This window comes from Bacteroides sp. AM54-2NS (assembly GCF_003602935.1).
In the GTDB taxonomy this organism is placed as follows: Bacteria; Bacteroidota; Bacteroidia; order Bacteroidales; family Bacteroidaceae; genus Bacteroides; species Bacteroides xylanisolvens.
On sequence record NZ_QTMZ01000109.1, the window covers coordinates 1 to 2,734 of the forward strand.

A 2,734-nucleotide genomic window follows, 5' to 3' on the forward strand; every position below is an offset into this window, starting at 1 on the left:
TCCTCATGTCCATGGACAAGAGTGAAATAATAAAAATGGTATTGGAACTTTATTCTGCACGGAAAGAGGCAAAGGAATATCTTGACTTCTATGCAGAGCCGAATGAGGGCCAGAAGCTGGAAGAGTATAAGCACATCATACGGGAAGAGTTCTATCCGAGCAGAAACAGAGAGCCAAAGACACGCTTCTCAGTGTGCCGCAAGGCATTGTCCGACTTCAAGAAACTGAAGCCTTCGGAAGATTCAGTCGCAGAATTGATGGTGTTCTATATGGAGAATGCCTGTCAGTTCACTTATGACTATGGAGACATGTGGGAGCAATTCTATGATTCTGTTGAGAGTAATTTCGACAAGACATTGCGCCACATCGTGCTTTATGACCTTTGGGACAAGTATGATTCCCGAATCAAGCAATGCCTTCGTTGGGCAAGCCCTTGTGGATGGGGATTTCCTGACGCACTGAATGATATGTATGAGGAAATGAAGGCGCAAAATGAGGAACTCCGAAAGAAATACAGGAATTTCAAGATGCCCATCAACGCTGATTATTAAACGAATATACTCAAATGGGGAAACCAAAGAAAAAACATAAGAAAGCGAAACAACTGCCCTTAAGCAAAGAAGAGCAGATTTTTCAAGCGGCAAGAGACCTTGCAGCTGAAATTGGCATATCCTATTCTGAGGCATTAGGGTTTACTTTGGGCATAAAGGACGTAACGTATGGTTGGGAAGAAGACTATACGGAAGAAGAGTTTCAGGCACTGATTGACCACGCTGTGGGAGACACTGATTATGAGCACACCCTCTATTGAATCATCTACACGAGAGGAACGTTTGGATTACGTTCTGAATGAATGGAGATGTCTGCACAACTGTGAGCTGTGCGGTAAGTGCCATATTCTGAAAGGCAGAAGCGAAGAAATACTCTATGCAGACTATATAGACGGCAAGCGGTCATATATGGATATAACATTAGAAATCAGAAGCAACAGATAATGATGTCACAGAAATACATATATCCATCGTTGTTCCAAGAGGAAGAGCCGCAAGAAAGCGTTCCTGGTGATAAGAAAGAGTATGACCTGACGAATCTCTTTGAGAGATTGGCAAAGTCTGATTTTCGCAGCCGGTTCCATCTGTCCAAGCAAGACAGGGAGTATGTAATGGAAAAGGGATTGCCGACGATACGAAAACACGCAGAGGACTTTGTGGCAAAAAGACTTGCTCCGGCTGTCATACCGAACGACGGCAAGCAGACTCCCATGCGTGGGCATCCTGTTTTCCTGGCTCAACATGCCACTGGCTGTTGTTGCGGGGATGCTTCTTCAAGTGGCATCACATCTCAGCAGGCAGGGCACTGACCAAGGAAGAACAGGAATATGCTGTTGCCGTATTGATGGCATGGATTGAAAAACAGATGAATAAAGGATGAAGATAGAAGAAGCCATAGTATATGTGATGGTAAAGCGAAATGGCGGCATGACAACCGACCAGATTGCCGATGCCATCAATCGTCATAGGCTGCACCTGAGAAAGGACGGTCAGCCTGTGACAAGCAAGCAGGTGTATGCAACAATCTGCCGTTTCCCTGAAATGTTCACAAAAGAAGCTGGCAGAATCATGTTAATGATATGACGTAACGATATGACAATAGATACAACCAACATGTGCTCACACCTTCAGAAGAAGTTGTTTGAACCAGAAGGTGTGTATTATCCTATATGGCAAGCCATGCAGGATGATGAGACCTTGACAGCAGTGGTACGAAGCAGACAGCTGCACATCTACAGAAACGGGAAGAAAATTCTCGTTCTGGCAGGTAAGGCACAACCGAAGATTATAAGGGAAGACAAAATACAAGAGTTAATAACAAGATTATAAACAAAACATCAAATCATCAAAACAATGGACGCAAAAGAAAAAGTATTGGCAACAATGAAAGAGGCTGGTCAGCCTCTCAACGCAGGTAAAATCGCAGAACTCAGCGGTCTCGACCGCAAAGAGGTAGATGCAGCCATGAAGCAGCTGAAAGCAGAGGGTGCAATCGTCTCTCCTGTGCGTTGCAAATGGGCACCTGCAGAGTAAGGTTTATACTGCTGTCTTGAAATATAGGCAGCAGTATCTTTATTTTTATCAAAATGTTAAGGTGAGGAATCTGAATATCCTTGCCTACGGACACAATTATCCGCTGCATCTTTTTGGGGTAAGGTGCAGACGTATGGCTGTCAGCGTATCTTGGTTTAAAGACGCTTAGCGGTCACGGCGGAAGTCGTTTCGTCTCTCTCCGCCGAACAAAGCTCTGAGCACATTGCCCAAAGCTCCGAACACGAAGTAGCAAACGATGATTGCAACAATATCGTCCATAAGCATTTTCTGTTTTATGGGTTATACACTATTATGAAGATTCACTATGTCCAATCCCTGCCTCTTGGCTTCTCTGACGGTGTAGAACGTGCCGCCCTTGGGATTGCCATCGAAGTAGGCTATGAGACGTGAACTGCGGTTGACCATATAGTCGTTGCGCCTCAGAAGGCAGCCATTGTAGTATTGCTCGCTCAATACGACCACGTCATCCACGATGCGCAGGATGGCATCATACTTGGCTTGCTCTTCCTTGCTCCACCGGTCAGACTGACCACGGAACGGCACAACGGCTATCACCTGCAAGTCCTTCAACTCGCATTGCAACGAAAGGGCGGCTTCTGCCGCCAGCAGGTCAAATCCCATTGCCATGC

At 45.5% G+C, this 2,734-nt stretch carries 6 protein-coding genes and 1 pseudogene; 6 read left to right on the forward strand and 1 reads right to left on the reverse strand.

Annotated features, from left to right (window positions below):
- The 6 genes and pseudogenes from DXA05_RS25845 to DXA05_RS25875 all read left to right on the forward strand — a co-directional run.
- Window positions 1-551: DUF6155 family protein (locus tag DXA05_RS25845; protein ID WP_284515714.1), on the forward strand; the 551-nt coding region annotated here is incomplete at its 5' end.
- Between the two features lie 14 nt (window positions 552-565).
- The gene (locus tag DXA05_RS25850; RefSeq protein WP_005816298.1) at window positions 566-811 is read left to right on the forward strand and encodes a hypothetical protein; all 246 of its coding nucleotides are present in this window, start codon (window positions 566-568) and stop codon (window positions 809-811) included.
- 183 nt (window positions 812-994) lie between these two features.
- Window positions 995-1,431: pseudogene (locus DXA05_RS25860) on the forward strand (DUF4186 domain-containing protein).
- On the forward strand, window positions 1,428-1,634 hold the full coding sequence (locus DXA05_RS25865) for a hypothetical protein (RefSeq protein ID WP_005816302.1): 207 nt from the start codon (window positions 1,428-1,430) through the stop codon (window positions 1,632-1,634). Before DXA05_RS25860 ends, DXA05_RS25865 begins: the two are co-directional and overlap by 4 nt.
- Before the next feature lie 9 nt (window positions 1,635-1,643).
- Complete coding sequence (locus DXA05_RS25870; RefSeq protein ID WP_005816304.1) at window positions 1,644-1,880, forward strand: hypothetical protein; 237 nt, start codon at window positions 1,644-1,646, stop codon at window positions 1,878-1,880.
- A 24-nt stretch (window positions 1,881-1,904) separates the two neighbouring features.
- On the forward strand, window positions 1,905-2,084 hold the full coding sequence (locus DXA05_RS25875; RefSeq protein WP_005816310.1) for a transcriptional regulator: 180 nt from the start codon (window positions 1,905-1,907) through the stop codon (window positions 2,082-2,084).
- A gap of 300 nt (window positions 2,085-2,384) precedes the next feature.
- Here DXA05_RS25875 and DXA05_RS25880 read toward each other — a convergent pair.
- Window positions 2,385-2,734, reverse strand: a 350-nt coding sequence (locus DXA05_RS25880; protein WP_128859780.1) for an SLOG family protein, incomplete at its 5' end; no start/stop codon positions are given.